The following is a 17,991-nucleotide window of genomic DNA, read 5'->3' as shown; positions in this document are numbered from 1 at the left end:
TGCAGATCCAGTTTTGAAGGTACGAGCGTACATAAAGAAGAACCGTGCAGAAATGACTGCACGGTTTTTTTGTTTGTTTTTTTTGTCCCTAATTCTCCGTATAAGCTAGCTTTAATGAAAACGAGAGGAGGGCATTTAGCACCATGTCTATACATCCGTTGCGGCTATTGGCCTTGCTATTACTGGCATCGTGCATAGGATTAGGTGCCTATATGGTTGTGAAGCCACAAGCGGTGACGTATATACAGTTGCGGTCAACAGTAGAGAAAGAAAGCGGTCAGCTGCTAGAAGCAGCGGATATCGAGCCTTTGGTAGTAAACATGGGTGGCCTATTTCAGGACCAAAACAAGTCGATCCCAGGGTTGCTTCACTGGACCGAGTCTCCAAATTTTTTAGGGAAGGCATTGACCAGAAAGGTGCAAGGCGGACGGCCATTGCTTGCAAGTGATTTAGAGCAGCCTACTCTGATGAAGGGAGGAACTACGACGAAGCTAAACCCATCCATGACTGGAATGAGCATTCCCGTCGATAACGTCGCAGGCATTTCGCCTCATTTGACCGCCGGTGAGCGAGTTCATGTCTTTGCCTCCTTTGAGGACGATGATGGCGCGCATTCAGGATTGCTTTTGCAATATATGCCGGTCATTGCCGTTCAACGAGAAATGGAAGGGGAAGAGCCCAATCTAGTAGCTGTAAGCCTCTCTCTGTCACAGAATGAAGCCGTTTTGTTAACACATGCACTGCATTATGGAAAAATTCGATTGGGCCTGGCTCCAGGGGTGGACGGTCAGAAAGCAGGGATTGGCAATGCCGCCTTTGCAGCGGATTTAATGAAAACACAGAAGCGTTGGGGACAACAGGAGGAGGAAAAAGAGTGAAGAAGTGCTTACTGATCGTAGATGATGATATTGAATCCGTAATGGTGTTACAGCAACGGTTGGCTGCGAGTCAGCGACTGGTGGTTGGCGGCCATGCGACATCCGTGGAGGAGGCCTGGCAAATGCTCCAGACAGCGCGCCCTGATGTCGTGCTGTTAGGAGGAATTCGAGACACGGAGAGGGGAGTGCTAAGTCAGCAATTTCGATTGGCATATCCACATTTATCCTTTATCGCAGCGTGTTCCACTCAAGAGCTCGTGTGGGAGCCGTTTTTCCGAAACTTAGGCATCTGGGTAATAGCAAAGCCCGTGCTTGCTGATCAACTAGAAGCTCTCGCCATGATGACACCAGGAGGTGCAGGAGGAGAGTCAGTCATTGTTCAAACTCAGAAACCGGTGCAGCCTGCAATCACAGAACTTCCGTTGCAGCCTGCAACAGCCCTGCCATTACGAGCAACGCCAAAGCATTTAATTACGGTGTACGGGCCAAAAGGTGGAGTGGGAAAAACTTTTATTTCGCGTGAGCTCGCCATTTTTTTCTCCATGCAGAAACAAGAAGGTCAGTCGCTGCGAGTACTGGCAGTTGATTTTAATTTAGACCTGGGAACGTTTGCAACAGCGCTAAACCTGCCGCGGACTCCGAATATATTTACATGGGTACAGGATATGGACGTGCAGCTGCAGGAAGTAGTGAAACGCCATGGACGTGACCCGAATACGGTCCGGCTGGAAGAGTGGCAGGATTATGTATCAGCACTTCCGTTATCCCCCCAAGACATATCCAAGTACATCGTACGTCACAACGAGTCAGGGCTGGATGTACTGACTTCTCCTCGAGATATACGCCATAGCTTTGAAATCAAGGACTACCACCTCTATCTTATTTTGGAGACGCTCAAGCACAGCGACTATGACGTGATCCTCATTGATACAGCGCCAGATACGACAGACGCCACGATACAAGCTTTATTCTTTGCAGAACAAGTCGTTATGGTAGGAAATCCGGTTGTAGACTCTATCGAAAATATTCAACGCCTCTTGAAATTGTTAAGAGAAGCGGAATACCCGGAAGAACGCATCCAAATGTGCATGAATCGATTGCAACGGAAAGAGATGTTTACCCTAGATGAAATCAGAGCTTACTTTCAACTACATCCCAGTAGAAGGATTTACTCCATACCGGACGATGCCGAAGTAAAAAAATCGATTAACAGCGGGATCCCTGTCATGCTCCACCCGGGGCGTTCTGCTGCAAAGGAAGCCATCGAAACATTGGGGAGGGCACTGCTTCCGATTGATGCAGGCATGGAAAAGCAGCCTAAACAGGCAAAAGCAAAAGAGCGGTCATCCCTTTTTCGATGGTTATGGAGCTAAGGAGGAGATTGGATGTTCGACAAAAAACAATTGCTTGGAATTCCCAATCAGGGGCGTGGGATGCAGGATTTGCGAACAGCCGGGAAAGAAGCCGCACGATATCCACATACATTGAACGAAAAAATACAAGCCAATCACGCTGTAGAGAATCATAGCCGAATCGCTCCTGAAGCAGAGGTAGCGATTCGGACTCAGCTGGTGGAGAAGTATGGGAAACGTTTGTGGGAAGAGAAGGGCTCCCAGAGCTTCCATAGAGAGCTGACGGCTGACATTCAGATGCTTCTGGAGGCACAAACCCCAATTTCTACGCAACAGATTGAAGCTGAAGTAAGGCGGTTGCTGCATTCTCTGACGGGATGGGGACCCTTGGATCAGTTGCTTGAAGATGCAGATATTACCGAGATCCTGTTTCATAAATACAACTATCTCGTGGTGGAAAGAAAAAGCACGGGGCGATTGGAAGTGCCTGAGATCCCCGTCTTTCGGGACGAAGAGGAAATGCTGCGGCTATTGGAGCAGATCGCGGCGACAATGGGCAGAGAGTTTAATGAGACGAAAGCCGAATTGCACACCCAGCTGCCAGATGGCTCACGTGTGACAGCTACCCATCGCTCGATCTCCCCAGACGGTCACATGCTCACGATCCGCAAACATAGAGAGTTGCTTAGTGAAGCTGATTATTTACGCTATGGATCGATTTGTGAGCCCATGCTTTTGTTTCTGAAACGCGCTGTTGGGCTATCGCGTGCATCAGGAATGGTAAGTGGGGGTACCGGCTCCGGAAAGACCCACCTGCTCAATTTGATCTCGCAATTTGTCCCTGCTTCTCTCAGCATCATCACGATTGAGGACGTACTGGAAATGAAGCTGCAGCATCCTTATGTCCGCCGCTTTTTAGCCAAGCCAGCCAATTACGAAGGCAAAGGGGGATTCACGATAAAGGATTGTGTTCGTTTATCCTTGCGCATGCGCCCGGATGTCATCATGGTCGGAGAAGCCCGTGGGGGAGAAATTGTCGATATGCTTTGGGCGATGAATACGGATCACCCTGGGAGCTGGAGTACAGCGCATGCCAACTCGCCTCGAGCCTTGGTCGATTCCACACTGCCCATTTTATTCGGAAAAGCGGACGAGCTATACAGTACGGAAGAGCGAAATCTGATGATCGGCTCAGCTCTGGACCTGATCGTGCAAGTGAAGAGATTTGAGGAAGACGGGAGCAGAAAAGTTGTGGCGATTACAGAGGTTGTAGGTACTGGTCAATCTCATGAAGAGTGGATTAAACGCGCGTGTAATATTAAACAGGTATTACCAGACCGAGTCTATTTACAGGATATTTTTGTGTTTGAGTCAACGGGAGTTCGTAATGGAAAAGTAACGGGCCACTTTCGCTGGACCGGTTATCGTCCGGAAAAGCTGATTAAGCATTGGATTGAACGAGGGATGACAAGAGAAGAAATCGATCGGGTCTTTTTTACAGAACCGATTTCAATCTAGGAGGACGTGTATGGGAGATGTAAGCTGGCCTATTGCATCAGGAATCGGCATGGGACTATTCCTCATACTTGCTCCACACAATTGGTTTGTGCGGGAGCCTGCCGGAAAGCACGCGATCATCGATCAGATGCAACGGGATCGGCAAACGGTTTGGAACCGGTTGGAGGAAAGACTACTCCACTCAAGGTCTGGCTGGGGGGTTAATCTGTATATTACCTCTTCTTTTCTTTTCGGTCTGCTGTCGTTTGTACTTACGATGCAAATTTTACAATCATGGCTGTTTGCCTTACCCGCTTGGTTGGCAGGAGTCCTTTTTACCGAGCGGATTGTTGCCATTTTGGGAGCGCGGAGAAAGGATCAGTTTGAAGCAGGAAACGTTAAGGCCATACGACTTATGGCAAGTTCATTGCGGACTTCGCCTTCGTACTTGCACGCCTTTGAACAAGTTGCGAACAGCTCTTTTCTTGAGGCAAGCGTGACAGCGGAATATCACCGCATTGTGGAATTACTGCGTGCGCAAATTCCTTTAGAGCGTGTCATGAGCTCCTTTTATGAAAGAACGGGCTCAGCCGATGTGAAGTACTTGGCTACCATTGTGCAGATTCAGAGGGAGATGGGGGGAGATATGGCCAAGACGCTGGATCTGGCTGCCTCGACTATATTGCGTCGGAGACAATCGCTACGCAGGCAAAAAGCTGCGATGGCGCAAATAATTTCGCAGGTGAATTTGCTCAGTGTCATGCCGTTTGTATTCATAACCGCGCTCTTTGCGAATAATCCTCACCACTTTGATTCTTTGACAGCTACGCTAGGAGGTCGTTTCATGATCCTAGCGTCTTTCGCATGCATTCTCCTAGGTGGCGAGGCCATACGTTATGTAGCGTCAAAAAGTGTGCACAGAGGAGGCTAAAATGGAAATCATTTGTGCGCTTATCAGTTTAGCGCTTTTTTTGTATGGCCTGCCTGCATGTTTGGGGAGGGAAGGAGGGATGATTCTCTCCCTGTTTGGCAGGATTGAACAAGAACAGCAAGCTCAGCTGAATCATGCCTTTCAACGCGGGCAAGACAAATGGAGGCTCCTAAGGTACTTGGAGAGGCATGACGGCATGTTGTCTAAGCTATGTGGTTGGATGGGAATTGACAGGAAAAAGACAGAAGAGATGCTTCTGAGGCTTCGTACAAGAGTGAGTTTAGCGGAAATTGTGCTGGTTCGTGCTATTTGCCTGGTATTGATAGTTTTTGCCTTTCTGTACCTGATGGTAAGGCTTTTTCAAGGACACGGATTTGGAATGGTGAGCAGCTTGCCACTGGTGCTTTGCTTGACCTTGTACCTGCTGCCTACCTGGCTGTTGGACTGGGCAGACAAACGCGCCAAAGGAGAAATTCGCGAGCAGGTACCAGTCTTTTTTAGTATTGTACTTGCCTTGGTTGAAGCGGGAATGCCCATTCAAATGGCTGTAAAAGAAACTGCCCAAAGATTTGATGCAAGACTGGGGTATGAACTGACACGCTTGGAGAAGGAAGAAAAACGTCTGGGGACGTGGAGAAAGGGACTAGAGGAGCTGGCCTTTCGTTGGGAGGTAGACGCGCTGACCACGATTGCGCTGGAGATCAATGAAGCGATGAGCAAAGGGGTAAGCATTGGCAGCATGCTAGCCGTACAGGTTGAGGAACAATTGAGGCAGCTCGAGGACGAAGCATCGACGAGCATGAATCGCTTGAATATTAGGCTGCTGCCGTTAGTGATCATTCTGATGGGGGTGCCGCTGTTGTTCCTGGTGATGGGGCCAGTTCTGATCGGAATTGAGGATCGACTGTAAATATTTTTGCGAAGGACTGCTGTCTTTTGACAGAGTGTAGGAAGAGCGATATCCAAAAGGAGTGAGCACAAATGTCCTTCATGAAAAAGTATGCACAGCGTTTTTGGCACGAAGAGGATGGCGTCACGATAGTAGAGATGGTCATCATCGTTGCCGTCATTCTCATTTTGATTATTCCTACCCTGGCTTCTCTCGGTGAAGCAGAGGACGCAAAGCTGGCAGAGCTTCAAGAGAAAATCAGCAAATGAGTGACATTGTTCTGTTAGGACTGCTGGTGGTAGCCGCTTGCTGTGACTGGCGACAGCGCAAGGTTCCCAACGAGCTTACCCTTCCGCTTTTGGCGCTTGGTTTGTGCTACCAGTGGCAGGCCGGAACGATCTGGCAAGCATGGAGCGGGGTAGCAGGGGCGTTTATCCTTACCGTAGGGCCCGTCGCTTTTAGGGGAATGGGGATGGGGGATCAAAAGCTGCTGATGGCTGTGGGGGCTTGGAGCAACTGGACGGAAGTATATCCTTTGTTTGTACACTCCCTCCTTCTTTGTTTGCTGGCGGTATTGCTTTTGCCTAGAACCTGGTCACGTTTGCGGGAAAATCTGCAAAAGCTCTCCGTCGGTTGGCTAGCACATCGGCAGCTTTGGTTACCGGAAGCTGGACGAGCCTCCATCACCTTTCCGTACGCTGTATTTCTACTCGGTGCTTTTTGTATCCAACCTTTTGTATGTAGTACCGGACTGGCTCCATGAGGAAGAATTTGCATCAGAGGCTGCACACCTTGATTCATGATGAACGCGGCAGTCAATTGCTGGAGTTTATTTTAGTTTTCCCTTTGGTCTGGCTGCTGATTGTTTTCAGCTTCGATCAATTCAGTATTTTGTACAACAAGCAGAAAGCCTTAGCGGCTGCTTACGAGGCAGGGCGGATTGCAGCTGTTCAGCCCAATTACGGACTAGCTGCTTATTATGCTAAAGAGCGGGGGGAAGCAGAGCTCAAAGAGGGTGTGGGCGTAGCCGATCACGATATTCAGCTAAAGATCAGAGGGGGAGGCTGGAAAAAAGGAAACCACATCTCCGCAATAGCTTCGATGACTTTCTATTTGCTGGCGACCGGAAAAAAGTATGAATTGACGGAGAGCTACTCCATGATGATTGAAAATGCGGAGGACAAGAAATGAGGCGTCTGAGTCAAGTCCGTTCCAAGCTGGCTGATGAACGTGGCGCTACCTTGCTGACGATGATCTTCTTTCTCTTTTGCCTGGGAGGCTTGCTTTCTCTGGTATTGTTTCAGGAGCAGACGCATTTTCTGAAAATGAACGTCCAGCAAACAGCTGACCTCATCTCCAAAGGTGCACGTGCTGCAGGAAAGTGGGAGTACGTCGATGCGGAGGGGAACAGACAAACACGATTGTTTGCTACAAAGGAAGAGGCCATCCGATCGGAAGCGGAAATTATCAGGGGAGCCAGAGAAGAGGCTGAAATTCTTTGGAATGATAACCGCGCTTCACTAGAGCGGGGAAAATTGGATGACGCGCACGTGTTCATCAGAAAGGCGAAAAGCAGCATTTGTACAAGCAGGGTATATACTACATTTGGATTGGGGTGGAGACTCGTCTGCCGTCTTTCACGGAAGATCATCAGGTAAAGCTGGAACGTGTCTCGCAATCTGGAACGTACGACTAATGACATGAAACAATTGATGAGTGCTGTTATTTTTGTCCTAAACCCACATGGTAATTTTGAAGTATCTACCAAAAAATGGGGGATAGGAGTGAATGTGCAATGCCATCAAAAGTAGTAGAACGGTACAAAAGGATCCTCAGTGGAGAACAAAAACGTTTTTCTCCATACGAATTTGAAGATATACAGTACCGGAAGCAAAAGGTTCAGCTGATTGTTCGATACGCGATCGAAAATGTAAAGCAATGGACACCAGAGCAGGCCCGACAGCAATTGAGTATTCAGGATGTGAAAGAGCTCAAGCTGCATCTAGTGCGAGAGTATATCGAACCTCCGATTGAGGCCAAGTCTGAGGACGTCTATTACATGGTCGACTTCGCCTATCCTTACTTGCCGCGTCCATCTGAGGAACAGCGAGTGCTGTGGGTGTATCAAGAGGTGCTGTCAGGAATTCGCCGTCATTTCCCACCGCTCTATTTTCAAAGCATCAAAGGCGAGGAGCGTGCAAAGATCTGCGTTGATTACATGTGCAGCCATCTCATGAAGCTGCCCGATGTTAGCCATTTGCCTCGAATATTTGGAAAAACAGAGAGGGCCTACAGCCTTTTGAAAAAATATAAGCTGAAAATACTCGTAGATACGTTGTACTTCTCGCCGTTTGATATGGTGACAGAGATGTACCCACATTTGAATGTTCCAGCACTTTGGGAAGAGTTTTAAGAAGATCTTTACCGATCTACTTCCCGTAGTAGCGACCGTCTTTACTTAGAGGTGCTAAAAAAGTTTGCGTGACCCCTCTGTCTTTTTTTACGGTAGTAATAGTTTCATTGGCTTATAAGCACATGAAACGGCCGTACTCTAAAGGTGAGAGAAGGAGGCGTTGCGCATGGCAACAGTAGAGGCTCACCAACCTCGTTCCGCTGCAACAGTGGAGCAGCTTCTTGGGCGGACGGTCCGCTACCAGAAGCACAAGCCAGGCAGACATCTTTCAGTGGAAAGGCTGCCAAAGGAAAGCTTTCAGATCGAGACGATTCATCGATTTGGGAGCAGAGTAGTACTCAATGACGGGCTGATTGTTATGGAGGATGCTCCTACCGTCATGGAGCGCAGGGGAAGGATCGGCCTTCTCCTGAAAACGGGTGAGGAGCTTTACTTCACGGTAGAGTAGTCTCCCGCAATCGCCTTGCACGGTTGCGTGTGAGGCGATTATCTCTATAAGAAAACAGGAAAATATATACAAAAAAGATTTGACGAGTGACGAAAGATGTAGCAAAATGTCTAGTAAAAAAACAAAAATGTAAAAATTTGGGGGTATTTTGTCGTGTTGGCAAATAGTGCAATCGAATTAGTCAACCGCTGCTACGAGGAAACTTTCAGCTTGGTATCTTTGGAAGAGTTAAAGGAATCTTTTATCGTTTACGTCTTTGGAGACTATCAGGATGAGTTCTTGAAGGAGTACGATTTAGAGGATTTTTACGAGCATTTGGATTACCTTCAATTGACGAACTGCCGGAGAGATTTTGACAAGGCAGTAGAGGAATGGTTTGTAGTCCAATATGGCCCCGTGGCAGAGGATGTGAACTACCACGATATTTTATTTACCCTTGTAAAAGAAGCGGTGGTGCAATATCAGTCACAAAACCGGATCGCACTCATTCGCGACGTAACGAAGCTGCTAACGATTCCAAATGGCTTTATCGCTCGCTGGCAAAATGGCCTGCTGCGGGATCGATCGTTGCCGACCTACTTTAAATATTTGATGAAGCTAGGCATTCGCTCTCATGAAGATATTGAAACGTTGGTAGATATGTGGTTGGTTGAATACCCGAATGCCTTTGATAAAAAGCAGCAGCAGTTATTTGCAAATCCACCAAGACGGGGAAGACCCAATAACGTCGAGCTAGCCTTGCTTATAGAAATGGCTTACGAGTTTAAGCCTGAAATGACCCCGCAGGAGCGGGAGAGATTGCGAAAAATCTACTACTATCATCGTAAATCACTGACTATTCGAGAAATGGTCGTGAAGTTTAAAAATTATATAAGCAGTAAAACAAAGTCCGACGACGATACGCAGGTAGGATAACATGTTTCACCAAATGAATCGTTTTGTCACACGGTTTCGTGACCTGGAGCAACAGGCGCTCTCACATACTCCAGAGGAAGAGAGACAGTGGAGAACATTAAAGGACAAGCTTTCCTCCCCCCAAACAGGCGAAGATCATCAGAGCGTATTGAGTCGCCGATGCATCGCAGTTACCAGTTTATATGCTCAGGCAGGGGCGAGCTTCCTCTCCTCCAATGTCGCATATATCTGGGCGGGAAATAGAATTCCGGTCACATTCAGTGAGTTGCCCAGCACCATCTCTTACTTCTATTTTGCACTCGATTATGAACGCAGGTTAAACCGAAAGGCAAACCCATATACATCCGCACCCATGCTCCTCATACAGAACGATTTTCTACGCATCCAGATCGAACCTCCTTTCCAGAAAAAAATGACTCCCCCAATAGACGCAGCTCATTGGTTGCTACGGACGTGCAAGGACAGTCCCGTTGTTATGATTGATGTTTCCTCCCATTGGAAAGAAAAAGCGGCCCAACAAATATTTGAACTGGTCGATGAGATCTGGGTCGTGTTTGATACTGATCTTGCCCGCCTTACCCGATTGTTTCTGGTTGAGCCGGCACCTTCATGGTGGATGACCGAAAAAAGAAAAATCAAGCTGATCGCAAACAAATGGAACCAGCAGCTTTCTCGGACCAGTGTCATGAAAAGAATTAGTGGAACCTTGTCCCTTTGGGATCAGGAAAGTGGTCCAGTAGAGGTAGAGTATGTACTTCCACTCATGAATGGCGAAAAAGTGGGAGATGCACATGTGAAGGCATCTTTGCTGCTAGAACAATTTCCAGAAGAAGAGCATGCGTTTTCTCCCTTGATCCACACGTACAAAGGAAGGGTCCTATGAAAAAGCAAACCCTGTTTCTGATATGTCTGATTTCCTTTCTATTGGCAGGCTCCTCTTTTTACGCAGCTACGAAATACATTGATGCGATGGCTGCCGAGCGATTATTTGCCCCAGTCGTCAAGGTGGCACAAGGGAAGGAAATTTCTCCGTTTGAACCTATTACTCGGGAAGATGTCGTGCTTGTTTCAGAAGAAATAGATGAGATCCTGCCAGATTCTGCTCGAGATATTGAGAGTGTACTCGGAAAAAGAAGTGTCCAGAGCATCTTTGAGGGAGAGCAGCTGCTTATGAGCAAGCTGACGGAAACTCAGCTGCTCCCGGACAAAGGTCAGGCGAGATACGAATTTCCTTTGACGGCTATCGAACCGTTAACTGAGCTGCGCAAGGGTGATCATGTGAAGATTTGGGTCAAGTACAAGCCCCTTACTGAATTGCAGGGGATGCCTGAACCAGCTCAGTTTCGTCAAACGAACGATACAGCAGAGTTGTTGTTTGAAAGTCAACTTGCTAGCGTGAGGGACAGCAACGGGATCGAAATCTACACGCTGAAACCAAGTGGGCTTCCCTCGCCAGATCATATGGATGCGGTGTTTAACGGCTCACGGGAAAAGCCGCTGCAAAACGGAGAAAAGCGGTATCGGGACTACCGCGTGCAGCCTACTGCATTACCGGCCTTTGTTGGATTCAATCTAACGGATCAACAGTACATCATACTCTCGGAAGCCATGTCATATGGAATGCTTCAAGTAGGACATATCATGGTGACAAAGGAGCAAGCTTCATGAAAATTATCGTTTGTTACCCCATGAAGTCGTTGGCTAAAACTTATATGCCTGAGACTAGTGAAGTGCTCGTTGCGGAGACTCCTGTAGAGTTTTTTCGTTACGTGCAGCTATATCAGCCGGATGCAGCTGTCCTGTTTTCGGAGATGTTTTCTTCGCCCGTTTGGGAATGGCTCCCACGTGCGAAGGAAGCTCTTCCAGAAGGAACACCTTTGATTGTTGTCCCACTTTATCGTGATGAGGCCCTGATTGGAAGGGTAACAGAAGAAATAGGCTTAACAGGTGTGTATGCCCTATCCGCTAAATTATCGCAGGAAGAGATACGGGATCAAATCAGCCACATCCTCGGTTTCGTGAAGGGGATCCAGCCGACTCGAGCAGGGGAGGGCAAGGGAGTCGTCTATTCCCTGATGAGCTACGGATCTTCAGGAATCACCACCTTCTGCATTAACTATCCGCTGGTATTGGCTAGACAGAATCCTGAGAAACGAATTGCTGTTCTGGATATGAACGAAGCTAAACCAGATCTGACGCGCTTCTTTAAGCTGCAAAAGCATCAATTGGCACTCTTTCGACCTGATTTTTTGGATATGAGCACCGCTAAAAAACGGAATTGGAGAAAAGTATGCAAGCAAAGTGTTCATGTGCCAAACCTGTATTATGCACACGCAGCAAACAAGTGGAGAAGCTCTGAAATCGCCAATATGATGGCTGCATTCCGCGATCAATTTGACTTTGTTTATGTCGATTGGGGATACTGCTTCCCGGAATCTGAGGCATTGCAGCACATGCTGTATTCAGCTGACCGCAACCTGCTGTTTGTTCGGGCAGACCCATTCAGCATCGAGAATGCGAGAGAGTGGATTCGAGTATGGAGCCAGAGAGGAGTCACTTGCGAAGTGCTGCTCAGTCATATGGATAAAGGGGAGCCGTTTCGAATCGGGGAAGACATTTCCGTCTATGGCGTTGTTCCGCGCATTTCAGAAGGCCGTTTGATGCAATCCCATCGCAGTAGCAGTGTGCTTGTTGAAGAGTTCTTTCCGCCGAAGCCGTATATGCTTAGTCTCAAGCAGATAGCAGAAGCGGAATATTACGAGAAAAGTGCGGTGTTGAGCTGATGCGAGCAACTGAGCAAACCTGGACAGCCAGCCGCTTACGAGATGTGGAAGACCTGAAACAGGCCTCCAGGGACTACCTGAATCATTTTGGAAACACCCGAGAAGAAAAGCTGGAAATGCAAAAAATATTATCTTCCGCAGAGCAAGGAAATCGGGATAGCCACAATCATATTATTTTGCGACTGCAGCATTTCTTTGAGGAAGTGATGAAGCGACCCGTTACAGAAGAAATCCTGCCTCACGTCAATGGATATGAGGGACTTGCTTTCGCCACTTATGGATGGGGAATTCTCGATGCTGTCCTTCATTTATCTCCGTGGGTAGAGGAGGTTCGTATTTCTGCGAACCGAAAAGTAGCGTACATCGAGCACGGAGTGAAAAAATCTATTGCCTACATTCCTTCTTGGAGAGAGGTAGAGACACTTCAGCAAAAGCTAACCAACACAGCTGGTCTGTCCTTTAATGAGAAAAAGCCTCGGCTGAGCGGGTACCTGGATTCTATCAAGGCTAGGCTCACGATGTTTACTTTTCCCTATTCTCGCGTGCCCACGATTCTGGTTAGGAGGTTTACAACACCGACCTTTTCACTAGGCAGTCTACGGGCGCAGCCACAGCCTACCTTCGATGAGAAAGTGCAGATGTTGATTGAACAACAGGTGTACGGACGGGGGAATGTGCTGGTGATCGGTCCGATGGCTGCTGGAAAGACAACCTTGATGCTGTGTATGTTGAAGCTAAAGGATCCAAATACGGAATACGTGACGATATTCGAGAGTGAGCATGAGATGAGATTCGGGGATGTCTGGCCTGGTGAAGTCATTGAACTGCAAAACGTAGAGGAAATTGGGATCGAGCTGTCACACTGCTTCAAAGACATGTACCGGTCGACAGCTAATACAATCCTTATTGGTGAGATCAGGGAGCCTATCGAAGCCTATCACTTCATAAATGCAGGAGTGAGAGGAACGGATGCTACGATCGGGGCTATGCATGAAAGATTCCCTCATAAAGCATTGCAGGATTTGACCGATCTGGTTTATCAGTACGGAGGTCGAAGCATCGAGCTTACTCAGGAGCGGATAAGCAGGGCAGTTAATTTTGTCAATTCTCTTACCTACCGGAATAGTGGGCATCGGTTCATTGACGCCGTCCACGTCACTGAGTGGGATGAAACGTTTAATCGATTGGAATCCATCCCGCTTGTCTGGCGAAATATGCAGACGGGAGAGTACGAATGGACAGGGAAACAAATAGCACCACACTTGGTCGAATACATGTGTCACGTTGGGAAAGCAGACATGAATGTATTAAAGGATCTGCGGTTAACTGACATAGGTAGGCAGCTATGAAATACGTATTACTGGTCCCCATGCTCCTATGCATTTTTAGCGGCTTTTTGTTCATGGGTCTCTACCTGTACAAAGGATGGTCTGCTCCGAAGGTGTTTTTTCCCCGAACCATTGAGGTGTGGCGAGAAAGGTTTCTGAAAGATGCATTACGGCGAAGGCTATACACCCGTTACGACAGATGGTGCCAAATGGCTGGCGGAAATCCTGAAGCTCATTTACTGGTTTCACTGATAGGAGCAGTATCAGGCTTCGTATCGGGGGTCCTGATTGGAAATGTAATCGTATCTCTTTCCTTGTTTTTACTCCTGCTTATGCTGCCAACCTTATTGCTGTACGCTCGCTATACGGTGCGCATCAACAAAAAGATCAGCTCATTCTGTCGTTTCGTAGAGTTGTTCTCCCGTTACTATAACAGTCGCAAAAATATCGTTTTAACCTTCCGCGAGATTATTGATGAATGTCCAAAGGAGCTGCTGCCGGACTTGCTGCTGGTCAACAACAGCCTGGCAGATGGGGGTGACCCGGTGGCCGCAGTGGAACAATTTGCAGAGAGATTGGATCACCCTTGGGCGTTTGATTTTGCCATGTATGTCACAAGCGGCCTGGAAGGAGAGACAGAAGATATTCAAGCTCCTCTCAATCGACTTACCAACGAGATGTTTGTACAGCAGGACGAGAAGGAAGAACGAGACAGTGAAATCCATTCAATATGGATCAGCCTGCTGATTGTCATTGCCATCTGCATTTGTCTGATTCCATACAACCAGAGCTTGTTGAAGGACTCTTATCGTCTCTATTTTTACACACCTGACGGGCAAGCAATATTGGCACTTGGCGTTACGGTATGGGCATTTTCAATCGTGCTGGCTTTCATCTGGGGAAGGAGGTATCGCTGATGCCGATCGTAGTGATGTACACCTATTTGGGTCTGGGCTCGCTGTTCGTCTTTACGGCCTTTCTATTAATAGGGAAGTATCTATTCAGCATGCAACGCCCCAAGCTCTTTGTTTCGAATATTTGGTGGAGGAAATGGGAGCAGACACTGCAATCAGAAGAGGATGAGGGGTGGCAACAGCTATTGGATCGTGCGGGGAGACCGTTTGGCTGGGGAAAAGCAGAATGGGTCTTTTTCCAGCTGGTCAGTGGAAGCTCTGTCTGTTTTCTAGTTGTGTTGTGGGCGGTCGTGAGCGGGTTTGAATCATTCCCCGTGTTGTCAATGTGTTTGGCTTCTGCCGGGAGTTTCATGCTGCCGTACATAGGCTTAAAAATGTGGGCCGGGCATAGAGAGGATATGCTTAGCACGGATATCGCACGATTTATTAATCGCTATGTCACTTTGTTGGAAAATCAGGTCCCCATTTATAGTGCAATGGTCAAAGCTGCACGACCAACCAGAAAATTAAAAGAGTACCTCCCAACGCTCTCCGAGTGGAATAAGGATCCGGACGAAGCACTGGAAAGCTTCAAAAGAAAAATGGGCGTGGACGACGGCATCATTCTCGTATCTAGTATGCGGACAGTAGAAAAATTGACGGAAGGGCAAATCAGCGTGACCATGCAGCGCATGGAATGGGCAGTCGATCACCGCCGAATGTTTCGCCATCGGAAAAAAATCAAGTCATTGGGAATCGGCTACAGCATCATCGTCTATCCAGCGTTTTACATGGGGCTGTTGGTTGCTATGTTTCCTTGGTACAAGCTGCTTACAGAAATATTGGACAAATATTTAACCTGAGTGGGGGAGCCTCATGACAAAGCTGCTGTCCATCATGATGTGTATTGTATTCACCCTGGGTATCATCGTTTCGAGTCTCTCCGAAATAAATGAGTCGATCGTCAAAGATGGTGGATTGCGAGATCGCGCAGTCAGCTGGATTGATCAGGCAATTCCTTGATGTCTCCCAGTTTGATCCACATAAATAGAAGGGTCAGCGCATCAATTCCTCAACTAAAAAATCAAAGGAGAGTGTCCTACATGTCAAAAATGTTCTTCATCTTTTTAGCCTGCGTAATGGTACTTGGGATTGGCGTAAGCTCATACGGCAATGAACTGAGCCCAGCGGCAAATGAATCCGCTGAGAGCATCAATAACTCAATCGGTTCCCTCAATTACGATACGAAAAATGAAAATATCCATTTCCGGACGCAAAACGGAACGTCCTACACATCCAACTAATGCTCGCCCAGCACGTTTTTCTCATCATTTTAATCATGGTAGGCAGTCTTTGCTCCGTCTTATGGAGCTTGCAGCCAGAGGAGCAGTTGCGTCAAACGCAAGAAGTGCGCATACACAGAGCGGCTACGGTTATCTTTCATTGAAGAAAGGCGGAGCAAGCGAGGACAATGGTCAAATTGAAAGTATTTATAATCAGCCTGGCAGTCATGCTTGCCATTCTGTCAGCTCTGGGGGCCTACCACATGTATGCGATGGAGAGGGCGATTGCCCGCAGCATCTATGCCGATATGCTGGATGACATGCAGGATATTGGGTATCTGGACCCTGCGTTGGCCGAGTATTACTCGCAAGAGATGGCGGAGCTGGGGTGGGATGTGTCAGGTGACGTCTTCGCGGGCAGTGGCCCTCGTGCGGAGAACCAGCGGGCGCGAAAGGAACGACAGGAGGCTGTCACACTTGCCATCACCGTTACTCCTTCCAAGGTCGCACAATGGCTGAACCGATTTGTAGAGGGAGAGGTGACGTTTACCTTCATAGGCACCCGTCCTTCTGAATATTTTGACCCGGGGTGGTAGATCTTGAACAAGCTGATTGCCACATTGGTTTTACTCGTACTGGTATTACCTTTAACAGTCAATCTCCTGCTTACGGGACCAGACAATTTGATGGATGCTTGCACCGCGTTTTTCGGTGAACTGCTTGGAAGTGTGAGCCGGTTTGGTACAAGCTGATGGGACAATTGTTTGCAGTTCTTTTAAATGTGATGGTGCTGCTGCTTGTCCCATTGGGGATTATGCAGGTTCATACGGTTGTTCAGGCGAAGAATGAGCTTCTGGAGGTAAGTGCAGCGGCCGCTAAATATGTGAGCAATCATGGCGGAACGGATGATGCGACTATCCACCAAGCGGTTCAGGCATTCATTTCGAGAGAGTTATCCGAAAAGAAGCTGTCACGCTCGGGAAGTGACCTTGCCGTAACTATTACTCGGACATATTCGGCTGACCCTACTGTTTGGAGTCATGAAGACGAATTTGAGCTGCGGCTGGAAGCTCCATATCCGCGATTAACCGAGCTGTTTCCATTGCCGGCTGAGCGCATGCAGGTAACACGGCAAGGCACAGTAAACGTCATGGATTACGATTTATAAACCAATCAATCAAAACCGAATAAGGAGGTTCTTTGTACGGGTATCAACGTCTTGTCCATTTCGTCTATTCTCTTCTTTCTGCTAGTAGGGCTGTTTGTTGTAGATGCTGACTTGGCGATGCAGAAAAAAACAGAAGTAAAGATGCTGCTGGAGCTGGCCAACCATCATGCGACGTTTGCCGTGGATCCGGTCTTGAAGACAGAGGGAGTGATCGACCTTTTGGAGGATGAGGCGATGGATCGGTTTGAGGAAAGAATGAACCAAAATGGTGGATACCATCGTGAGCTGCAGACATTTGTGCCTGCGAACAACAGTGTAACGACAGATTCCCTCGTCTTTACACGCTATAACATCGATTTTCGGGCATGGCGGCAGGATCTGGATATTTACTTGCGCTATAACGGAAAATCTCTCTCGCAGGACCGTCTCGTACCTGGAGCGAGTCGGCCAGAAGGGGGGAGACTGCATATCACTGTGGTGACGGAAGAGGGAGAGGAATTGCGTCTTGCGCCAAAAACGATGGTGGGTCCATCCCATGTCGTAATTGCCTTTGTAGACGAAAGCCCCTTTCTTCCCCTACTCCCAGGTCACTCGTTTCCCGTAGTTTCCGTGGAAGAATTGAAACATTAGTCTGAGTTATTTACAAATTATGAATTTCTTTGGTACTATGTAGGAAAGTGCTTAGCCAGCTTGCGAGTGTGAGGAAGTAGCTCTCCGAACGTCCCGTTTGCCGGATCGATAAGCACAAAAGGCGAGGTTTTCAAATTGTTTGACAAAGATACCATTTATATCGTTGGCGATGCGCAGTCTTCTTCTAACAATCCGATTACCCAACAGTTCAGTGCCTTTTTTATTGGGCTGGTCGTAGATACGTCGAACGACAAGATTGTAGAGGCTGCTTGCTCTTCTACTGTACAGCTGACGTCAGACTTTGCTAGGTCTATTTTTATTGGACATTCGATTTTTGACTCAGATGCAATAGGAGAGGAGATTCGCTATCGGTATTTTGGATCTTCTCAAAAAACGTTGATGGCAGCGTTTAAAGACGCACAGAAGAAATACAAACAAGCTATTGCCGTGAGAACAAAACCGGAGGAGCGGTAAATAGTACATAGCTGCTTTATTTATTCGTATGCGAGGCATACACGTAAGTAAAACCCAGCAAATGCCAGAGCTTTGTGCATTTGCTGGGTTTTTTTCATTCTTACCTCTG

The 17,991-nt window shown here is 47.7% G+C and carries 24 protein-coding genes; all 24 read left to right on the top strand.

What is annotated here, in order from left to right; translation table 11 throughout:
* Positions 1 to 143 precede the first annotated feature (143 nt).
* Positions 144 to 878 carry a Flp pilus assembly protein CpaB gene (gene cpaB / locus EDM55_RS29790; RefSeq protein WP_122962120.1) on the top strand — a complete coding sequence of 245 codons (735 nt, stop codon included), beginning with the start codon at positions 144 to 146 and terminating at the stop codon, positions 876 to 878.
* A complete protein-coding gene (locus EDM55_RS29785) occupies positions 875 to 2,251 on the top strand; it encodes a CpaE/TadZ family protein (RefSeq protein WP_122962119.1) in 1,377 nt (458 codons plus the stop codon). Before cpaB ends, EDM55_RS29785 begins: the two co-directional genes overlap by 4 nt.
* 12 nt (positions 2,252 to 2,263) lie before the next feature.
* The gene (locus tag EDM55_RS29780; RefSeq protein ID WP_092277457.1) at positions 2,264 to 3,748 is read left to right on the top strand and encodes a TadA family conjugal transfer-associated ATPase; all 1,485 of its coding nucleotides are present in this window, start codon (positions 2,264 to 2,266) and stop codon (positions 3,746 to 3,748) included.
* 10 nt (positions 3,749 to 3,758) lie between these two features.
* Positions 3,759 to 4,658 (top strand): type II secretion system F family protein, encoded by a 900-nt coding sequence (locus EDM55_RS29775; protein WP_122962118.1) that lies wholly within the window; start codon positions 3,759 to 3,761, stop codon positions 4,656 to 4,658.
* Positions 4,659 to 4,737: 79 nt separating this feature from the next.
* Positions 4,738 to 5,568 (top strand): type II secretion system F family protein, encoded by an 831-nt coding sequence (locus EDM55_RS29770; protein ID WP_246071093.1) that lies wholly within the window; start codon positions 4,738 to 4,740, stop codon positions 5,566 to 5,568.
* A gap of 71 nt (positions 5,569 to 5,639) precedes the next feature.
* Positions 5,640 to 5,816, top strand: coding sequence for a pilus assembly protein (locus tag EDM55_RS29765; RefSeq protein WP_092277448.1), 177 nt, complete (start codon positions 5,640 to 5,642; stop codon positions 5,814 to 5,816).
* Complete coding sequence (locus tag EDM55_RS29760) at positions 5,813 to 6,310, top strand: prepilin peptidase (RefSeq protein WP_092277445.1); 498 nt, start codon at positions 5,813 to 5,815, stop codon at positions 6,308 to 6,310. The genes EDM55_RS29765 and EDM55_RS29760 overlap by 4 nt, the downstream gene beginning before the upstream one ends.
* An 8-nt stretch (positions 6,311 to 6,318) precedes the next feature.
* Complete coding sequence (locus tag EDM55_RS29755; RefSeq protein ID WP_246071094.1) at positions 6,319 to 6,738, top strand: TadE/TadG family type IV pilus assembly protein; 420 nt, start codon at positions 6,319 to 6,321, stop codon at positions 6,736 to 6,738.
* A complete protein-coding gene (locus tag EDM55_RS29750; protein ID WP_246071095.1) occupies positions 6,735 to 7,205 on the top strand; it encodes a hypothetical protein in 471 nt (156 codons plus the stop codon). The genes EDM55_RS29755 and EDM55_RS29750 overlap by 4 nt, the downstream gene beginning before the upstream one ends.
* A gap of 137 nt (positions 7,206 to 7,342) precedes the next feature.
* Positions 7,343 to 7,960, top strand: coding sequence for a DUF4046 domain-containing protein (locus EDM55_RS29745; RefSeq protein ID WP_092277436.1), 618 nt, complete (start codon positions 7,343 to 7,345; stop codon positions 7,958 to 7,960).
* A 166-nt stretch (positions 7,961 to 8,126) separates the two neighbouring features.
* Positions 8,127 to 8,408, top strand: coding sequence for a hypothetical protein (locus EDM55_RS29740; protein WP_092277433.1), 282 nt, complete (start codon positions 8,127 to 8,129; stop codon positions 8,406 to 8,408).
* Positions 8,409 to 8,561: 153 nt separating this feature from the next.
* Positions 8,562 to 9,323: a hypothetical protein gene (locus tag EDM55_RS29735; protein WP_092277429.1), complete on the top strand. Its 762-nt coding sequence runs from the start codon at positions 8,562 to 8,564 to the stop codon at positions 9,321 to 9,323.
* Positions 9,324 to 9,798: 475 nt separating this feature from the next.
* Positions 9,799 to 10,206 (top strand): hypothetical protein, encoded by a 408-nt coding sequence (locus tag EDM55_RS31240; RefSeq protein ID WP_258957975.1) that lies wholly within the window; start codon positions 9,799 to 9,801, stop codon positions 10,204 to 10,206.
* Positions 10,203 to 10,991: a CpaB family protein gene (locus tag EDM55_RS29725; RefSeq protein WP_092277422.1), complete on the top strand. Its 789-nt coding sequence runs from the start codon at positions 10,203 to 10,205 to the stop codon at positions 10,989 to 10,991. The genes EDM55_RS31240 and EDM55_RS29725 overlap by 4 nt, the downstream gene beginning before the upstream one ends.
* Positions 10,988 to 12,106, top strand: a complete 1,119-nt coding sequence (locus EDM55_RS29720) for a hypothetical protein (protein ID WP_092277419.1) — start codon at positions 10,988 to 10,990, stop codon at positions 12,104 to 12,106. Before EDM55_RS29725 ends, EDM55_RS29720 begins: the two co-directional genes overlap by 4 nt.
* Positions 12,106 to 13,455: an ATPase, T2SS/T4P/T4SS family gene (locus tag EDM55_RS29715; protein ID WP_092277416.1), complete on the top strand. Its 1,350-nt coding sequence runs from the start codon at positions 12,106 to 12,108 to the stop codon at positions 13,453 to 13,455. The genes EDM55_RS29720 and EDM55_RS29715 overlap by 1 nt, the downstream gene beginning before the upstream one ends.
* Positions 13,456 to 13,643: 188 nt before the next feature.
* Positions 13,644 to 14,351 carry a type II secretion system F family protein gene (locus EDM55_RS29710; protein WP_246071096.1) on the top strand — a complete coding sequence of 236 codons (708 nt, stop codon included), beginning with the start codon at positions 13,644 to 13,646 and terminating at the stop codon, positions 14,349 to 14,351.
* The gene (locus EDM55_RS29705; protein WP_092277410.1) at positions 14,351 to 15,190 is read left to right on the top strand and encodes a type II secretion system F family protein; all 840 of its coding nucleotides are present in this window, start codon (positions 14,351 to 14,353) and stop codon (positions 15,188 to 15,190) included. The genes EDM55_RS29710 and EDM55_RS29705 overlap by 1 nt, the downstream gene beginning before the upstream one ends.
* A 13-nt stretch (positions 15,191 to 15,203) precedes the next feature.
* Complete coding sequence (locus EDM55_RS30580; RefSeq protein WP_170184483.1) at positions 15,204 to 15,350, top strand: hypothetical protein; 147 nt, start codon at positions 15,204 to 15,206, stop codon at positions 15,348 to 15,350.
* 80 nt (positions 15,351 to 15,430) lie between these two features.
* A complete protein-coding gene (locus EDM55_RS29700) occupies positions 15,431 to 15,631 on the top strand; it encodes a hypothetical protein (protein WP_092277407.1) in 201 nt (66 codons plus the stop codon).
* 167 nt (positions 15,632 to 15,798) lie between these two features.
* Positions 15,799 to 16,206, top strand: coding sequence for a hypothetical protein (locus EDM55_RS29695; protein ID WP_092277404.1), 408 nt, complete (start codon positions 15,799 to 15,801; stop codon positions 16,204 to 16,206).
* A 155-nt stretch (positions 16,207 to 16,361) separates the two neighbouring features.
* Positions 16,362 to 16,778: a hypothetical protein gene (locus EDM55_RS29690; protein ID WP_092277401.1), complete on the top strand. Its 417-nt coding sequence runs from the start codon at positions 16,362 to 16,364 to the stop codon at positions 16,776 to 16,778.
* 66 nt (positions 16,779 to 16,844) lie between these two features.
* Positions 16,845 to 17,408, top strand: coding sequence for a hypothetical protein (locus tag EDM55_RS29685; protein WP_122962122.1), 564 nt, complete (start codon positions 16,845 to 16,847; stop codon positions 17,406 to 17,408).
* Positions 17,409 to 17,543: 135 nt separating this feature from the next.
* Entirely contained in the window at positions 17,544 to 17,882 is a 339-nt protein-coding gene (locus tag EDM55_RS29680; protein WP_122962115.1) for a DUF3870 domain-containing protein, read from the top strand.
* Positions 17,883 to 17,991: the final 109 nt, after the last annotated feature.

Origin of the sequence: Brevibacillus centrosporus (assembly GCF_003710815.1) — a bacterium.
Lineage (GTDB): Bacteria > Bacillota > Bacilli > Brevibacillales > Brevibacillaceae > Brevibacillus > Brevibacillus centrosporus.
This window is presented reverse-complemented; position numbering and strand designations above follow the sequence as displayed.

Coding starts and splice junctions, on each gene's coding strand:
- EDM55_RS29720 (WP_092277419.1), top strand. CDS start 10,988: ATGAAAATTATCGTTTGTTACCCCATGAAGTCGTTGGCTAAAACTTAT.
- EDM55_RS29710 (WP_246071096.1), top strand. CDS start 13,644: ATGGCTGGCGGAAATCCTGAAGCTCATTTACTGGTTTCACTGATAGGA.
- EDM55_RS31240 (WP_258957975.1), top strand. CDS start 9,799: ATGATTGATGTTTCCTCCCATTGGAAAGAAAAAGCGGCCCAACAAATA.
- EDM55_RS29760 (WP_092277445.1), top strand. CDS start 5,813: ATGAGTGACATTGTTCTGTTAGGACTGCTGGTGGTAGCCGCTTGCTGT.
- EDM55_RS29725 (WP_092277422.1), top strand. CDS start 10,203: ATGAAAAAGCAAACCCTGTTTCTGATATGTCTGATTTCCTTTCTATTG.
- EDM55_RS29770 (WP_246071093.1), top strand. CDS start 4,738: ATGATTCTCTCCCTGTTTGGCAGGATTGAACAAGAACAGCAAGCTCAG.
- EDM55_RS29695 (WP_092277404.1), top strand. CDS start 15,799: ATGGTCAAATTGAAAGTATTTATAATCAGCCTGGCAGTCATGCTTGCC.
- EDM55_RS29715 (WP_092277416.1), top strand. CDS start 12,106: ATGCGAGCAACTGAGCAAACCTGGACAGCCAGCCGCTTACGAGATGTG.
- EDM55_RS29740 (WP_092277433.1), top strand. CDS start 8,127: ATGGCAACAGTAGAGGCTCACCAACCTCGTTCCGCTGCAACAGTGGAG.
- EDM55_RS29750 (WP_246071095.1), top strand. CDS start 6,735: ATGAGGCGTCTGAGTCAAGTCCGTTCCAAGCTGGCTGATGAACGTGGC.
- EDM55_RS29690 (WP_092277401.1), top strand. CDS start 16,362: ATGGGACAATTGTTTGCAGTTCTTTTAAATGTGATGGTGCTGCTGCTT.
- EDM55_RS30580 (WP_170184483.1), top strand. CDS start 15,204: ATGACAAAGCTGCTGTCCATCATGATGTGTATTGTATTCACCCTGGGT.
- EDM55_RS29775 (WP_122962118.1), top strand. CDS start 3,759: ATGGGAGATGTAAGCTGGCCTATTGCATCAGGAATCGGCATGGGACTA.
- cpaB (WP_122962120.1), top strand. CDS start 144: ATGTCTATACATCCGTTGCGGCTATTGGCCTTGCTATTACTGGCATCG.
- EDM55_RS29705 (WP_092277410.1), top strand. CDS start 14,351: ATGCCGATCGTAGTGATGTACACCTATTTGGGTCTGGGCTCGCTGTTC.
- EDM55_RS29700 (WP_092277407.1), top strand. CDS start 15,431: ATGTCAAAAATGTTCTTCATCTTTTTAGCCTGCGTAATGGTACTTGGG.
- EDM55_RS29780 (WP_092277457.1), top strand. CDS start 2,264: ATGTTCGACAAAAAACAATTGCTTGGAATTCCCAATCAGGGGCGTGGG.
- EDM55_RS29745 (WP_092277436.1), top strand. CDS start 7,343: ATGCCATCAAAAGTAGTAGAACGGTACAAAAGGATCCTCAGTGGAGAA.
- EDM55_RS29765 (WP_092277448.1), top strand. CDS start 5,640: ATGTCCTTCATGAAAAAGTATGCACAGCGTTTTTGGCACGAAGAGGAT.